Raw genomic sequence first — 4,269 nt, forward strand, 5'->3', positions numbered from 1 at the left:
TCCCAGTGCGCGGGGTGATAGTCCTGCACCGCACGGGCGTACTCGCGCACCTTCTCGCGGCCCACCTGGTAGGTGTCGTCCACCTGGTAGTAGTGGCCGACCCGCGCTTCGAGTGCCGACGTTTCTGCTGCTGCGGTCATGAATTGCCCAACTTTTCTACCGGCTTGTTCGCTGAGGCCGACCAAAGCACACTAACGCGGGGACACAGTAGCAATAGACGCCGATACGCTTCGCCGGTTTGTGTCGGCGTGACCTTCTAGGTAGAACGGTGACTACCGGGCGATTCGGATCCAGCCGTCTACCGGTGATCGATTAGCATGTCTAGGCTATAACAGGAGCTAAGGTCGTCGCGCTGATTTCAGGCAATGTCGTTACGACCGGAAAGGCGACCACCCGAGATGCCGGATGAGCTCACGCCGCACTTTGGAGACGTGCAAGCCCACTACGACCTCTCCAACGAATTCTTCCGGCTCTTCCTGGACCCCACCCAGACCTACAGCTGCGCCTACTTCGCCCGCGACGATATGACGCTAGAAGAGGCGCAGATCGCCAAAATCGACCTGGCGCTGGGCAAGCTGAGCCTGCAGCCGGGCATGACGCTGCTCGACGTCGGCTGCGGCTGGGGCGCCACCATGCGGCGGGCGATCGAAAACTACGACGTCAACGTCGTTGGCCTGACACTGTCGAAGAACCAGGCCGCCCACGTGCAGCAGGCATTCGACGAGATGGACAGTCCGCGCACGAAACGGGTGCTGATGGCCGGCTGGGAACAGTTCGACGAGCCCGTCGACCGGATCGTTTCAATCGGCGCGTTCGAGCACTTCGGCCACGAGCGTTACCCCGCCTTCTTCAAAATGGCCTACCAGGCGCTGCCCGCTGACGGCGTGATGCTGCTGCATACCATCGTCGGACAGCACCCCAAAGACGCCCAGCGGCTGGGAGTTCCGTTGACGTTCGAGCTGGCCCGCTTCATCAAGTTCGTCATGACCGAAATCTTCCCCGGCGGCCGGCTGCCCTCGACCCCGATGGTCGAAGGCCGCGCCACCGAGGCCGGCTTTGCCGTCACGCGGATTCAATCGCTGCAGCCCCACTATGCCAAAACCCTCGACACCTGGGCGGCAGCCCTACACGCCAACAAAGACAAGGCCATCGCGATCCAGTCACAAGAAGTCTACGACCGCTACATGAAGTACCTAACCGGCTGCGCGAAGCTGTTCCGCCAAGGCCAGGTTGACGTCAACCAGTTCACATTGGAGAAGTAGCTGGGACCGTCGATGCACATTTCGGTTTTCCGATAGGTGCTTCAGATCTTCTCCGGCGGAAGTGCGCGGCGCAGTAGCTGTTTGTGCCGGGAGAGCTGGCTCTGACGGCGCAATGTTCCATTTCGCAACGTGGGATGGCTCCTCGTGAGCGCCCGGATGGGGTGCCAAGCCGAGGCTACGCCAGATTCGCAATTTGATGCAGGGAGCAACTGCCGCGGCTAGCGGATAAACGGATCAATCCCTAAGGTGTTGTGGCATAACAGCGTTCGATGTACGGGGAGACTCCCGACCTCAAGCGATGCGGTCAGCCTGCGTTCGTATGATTTGGGCGGACATACACCTGCGTGTAGAGCCGGTCCCACCGCATCGCGGTGGGCCGAGCACCCGAGGGCGGAAGAGCGCCAAGCGGCGCCGAGAATTCACGACCTCACGGATGTAGGTTCCACTGGCCGCAATCTTGCGCCAGGACGTCGTTGACGTCGACTTCGAGCCCGCCGACCAGCGGACCTGGATTCGACGCGGTGCTCACCACGCGCTGGTAAAGAACTGCGGCGGGGTCGATCTGATCGTGAGACCAGGCCCGGGTTTGCCAGGCCCACCGGTGGCCGGGCGTGCGCGAATTACCGATAACGCCATCGGCGGCGGCCCACTGGCACACATCAATACCCCCGTAGACGCCGGTGCGCTGCACTCCAAGCACTGAGTTGATTCCGCGAAACCACTGCAGCGCGAAGGTGTTCCAGGTGTCACGGTTGATGTCGTCGTCGATGGTGAAGAAGATCGGTGCACTCCGGCCGCCACCTGCCGCGGTATGCAGCTGCCAGGCGGTGCGAGCGTCGGCGACGCCGCCGGCGAACCTGCGCGTGAAGTCCGATGGTGCTGTACCGCCCGGCTTGCCGTATTGGTAGTTGCTGACGATCACCAGCCCAGCGGCGGTCAGCGACTCGGCGTAGGGCCGGGTGATCGGCTTGGCGCCAAAGGACGAGCCGGGACGCGATAGCGAGACGTAGTTGACCACCCCGGAATAGCCAGCAGCTCGGATGTGCTCCGCTGGAATCTGGCGCATGGCGAAGTCGATCAGTTGGGGAGCGGCGGCCGCCGCCGTGGGGGTGCCGGCACTTGCTGATGCCGCACCCAGCCCGGCCAGCGCCGACACAGCGGTGGCGTAGCGTAGTGCCTCACGCCGGGAAACCGGGCGTGGTCGCCGGAGGCCGATAGTCCCCGACGAGTCCTGCATCGCGTGATGCTAACAACGTGACTGCTGTTAACCGACTAACGCCACGGGGGGAAGATGTCGAATCCCGTTGGCTTGCCGTGTGAGTACCAGCCGGACCACCCTTGGCTTGGAGCGGTCTGCCAGATGTGCCACAACTCATTGTTGGTGCCGGCGACGAACACCTCGAGACGGCCGGCCGAGTTCAGCGCCATCGTCGGCGTGCCGCCTGCACCGACCGGCGCCGTACTCGATTCGACTGGACGCCCGTGCGAGTACCAGTCCGACCAGCCACCGCTGGGCGTGATCTGGTTGATGTGCCACAGTGGTCGGTTGAAGCCGGTTGCGAACAGTTCCAGACGGCCGTCGGCGCTGGCGGCCATTGCGGGCGTGAAGCCACTGATGTCGTCGCCGGGTGGCGTTCCGGGCGTCACCCAGTCAGACCAGCCTTGACTCGGGACGACCTGATAGATGTGCCATAACTGAAATCGTTGCCGGTCAACAGAAGTTCCAGTCTTCCCTCGCTGTTGGCCGCGATGACCGGGATTCCGCTGAGTCCCAACGAGTGGGCGGGTTGTCCGTGCGAGGTCCACTCAGACCAGGTCCCGTTCAACGAGGTTTCCCAAATGTGCCATAGCGATCCGCCAGCAGCGACGGTGAAGAGTTCGAGGCGACCGTCGGCGCCCACTGCAGCCAATCGACGCTCGTGGTGGCCTGGCCGAGGCGCCACAGCTGATAGCTTTCGTGCCCGGGTGCGCCGGTGACGCTGACGGCGAACAGTTCCAGACCGCCCTCGTGGCGGGTGGCCAATGCGTAACTGGTGACCACAGTGGTTCCGGGCGGGACGCCCAACGAGGTCCACGTCGGTGTCCACCCGTTGCTGGGCGCCGTCTGGTTGATGTGCCACGGCCCCTCAGGGGAGGTAGCGCCGAAACCCATGATCAGGTCGAGCCGACGGGCGGCGTTGGGGGTGACCAGTGGGCCGCAGCCGATGTAGGGCTCGGACGCGCCAGGCGGAGACCCATGAGACACCCATTGAGACCAGCCACCGGCCGGCGTCATTTGGTAGAGGTGCCACAGCTGCACGGTGTTGCCGTCGCCCCCCACGCAGGGCACGAAGATCTCGAGTCGTCCGTCGGCGCTAGGCGCCATCCCCGTCGTCTGCAATGCAGTCATGCCCATCTCCCGTGTGTCAATCCACGTTAACGGCGACCCCGTGACACGGCGGCCGAATGCGTCGATGAACCGCACGGCAGGTGCCCAACTCAATGAAATGTGAGACGAAGAGACCGGGCCCGCTGTTCCCGGTCTTTGATCAGTTCCCCGTGACGCGTCCACCATTCGACTGGTTCACCAGAGGTACATCGCCAGGACCGCTCCCCACAGCACGACGATCCATACGTCGGTGCCGATACGCAACCACGAAGGCGCGCTGCGCACTTCCATGAAGCAGCGAATGATGAGCCGCGATTTGACAATCCCGATGGCCAGCACAGCGATGGTGATCGGCAGGCTGGCATCGAACGGGTGCCCGGCGCGCGGATGACCCAACCACCACGATAGGACCGTGATCGCCGACAGAATGAGCCAGACGTAGGTGGTTGCCCGGCCGTCGGTAAGCGGACTCTTGGACGGCGTCGGAGTCGTTATGGTCATCGATTCACCTCATCACGTAGACCAGCGCGAAGATGACGACCCAGAGCAGGTCCACCATGTGCCAATAGGTGGCGCCGGTCTCGACCGTCGATATTCGGCGGTTCTTCGGGTCGCCGAGGTTGACGAAGACAACACCCA

General features: G+C 63.3%; 6 protein-coding genes and 1 pseudogene. 1 reads left to right on the forward strand and 6 read right to left on the reverse strand.

Going from position 1 to position 4,269, the window contains the following annotated elements; all coding sequences use genetic code 11:
* Positions 1-140: FAS1-like dehydratase domain-containing protein (locus WA317_RS15480; protein ID WP_425173875.1), on the reverse strand; the 140-nt coding region annotated here is incomplete at its 3' end.
* A gap of 258 nt (positions 141-398) precedes the next feature.
* Between WA317_RS15480 and WA317_RS15485 the strand changes: the two genes are divergently transcribed.
* Positions 399-1,262, forward strand: a complete 864-nt coding sequence (locus WA317_RS15485; RefSeq protein WP_425173870.1) for a cyclopropane mycolic acid synthase family methyltransferase — start codon at positions 399-401, stop codon at positions 1,260-1,262.
* A gap of 427 nt (positions 1,263-1,689) precedes the next feature.
* Here WA317_RS15485 and WA317_RS15490 read toward each other — a convergent pair whose 3' ends face one another.
* From WA317_RS15490 to WA317_RS15510, 5 genes and pseudogenes are all read right to left on the reverse strand, one after another.
* Complete coding sequence (locus WA317_RS15490) at positions 1,690-2,499, reverse strand: DUF1906 domain-containing protein (protein WP_425173871.1); 810 nt, start codon at positions 2,497-2,499, stop codon at positions 1,690-1,692.
* Between the two features lie 35 nt (positions 2,500-2,534).
* On the reverse strand, positions 2,535-2,909 hold the full coding sequence (locus WA317_RS15495) for a hypothetical protein (RefSeq protein ID WP_425173872.1): 375 nt from the start codon (positions 2,907-2,909) through the stop codon (positions 2,535-2,537).
* Between the two features lie 175 nt (positions 2,910-3,084).
* Positions 3,085-3,651, reverse strand: a complete 567-nt coding sequence (locus tag WA317_RS15500) for a hypothetical protein (RefSeq protein WP_425173873.1) — start codon at positions 3,649-3,651, stop codon at positions 3,085-3,087.
* 174 nt (positions 3,652-3,825) lie between these two features.
* Entirely contained in the window at positions 3,826-4,131 is a 306-nt protein-coding gene (locus WA317_RS15505; RefSeq protein ID WP_425173874.1) for a cytochrome C oxidase subunit IV family protein, read from the reverse strand.
* A gap of 4 nt (positions 4,132-4,135) precedes the next feature.
* A pseudogene (locus WA317_RS15510) lies at positions 4,136-4,269 on the reverse strand (cytochrome c oxidase subunit 3 family protein); the annotation flags it as partial.

It is taken from the genome of Mycobacterium sp. (assembly GCF_049802695.1).
Lineage (GTDB): Bacteria > Actinomycetota > Actinomycetes > Mycobacteriales > Mycobacteriaceae > Mycobacterium.

Coding starts and splice junctions, on each gene's coding strand:
- WA317_RS15485 (WP_425173870.1), top strand. CDS start 399: ATGCCGGATGAGCTCACGCCGCACTTTGGAGACGTGCAAGCCCACTAC.
- WA317_RS15490 (WP_425173871.1), bottom strand. CDS start 2,499: ATGCAGGACTCGTCGGGGACTATCGGCCTCCGGCGACCACGCCCGGTT.
- WA317_RS15500 (WP_425173873.1), bottom strand. CDS start 3,651: ATGACTGCATTGCAGACGACGGGGATGGCGCCTAGCGCCGACGGACGA.
- WA317_RS15505 (WP_425173874.1), bottom strand. CDS start 4,131: ATGACCATAACGACTCCGACGCCGTCCAAGAGTCCGCTTACCGACGGC.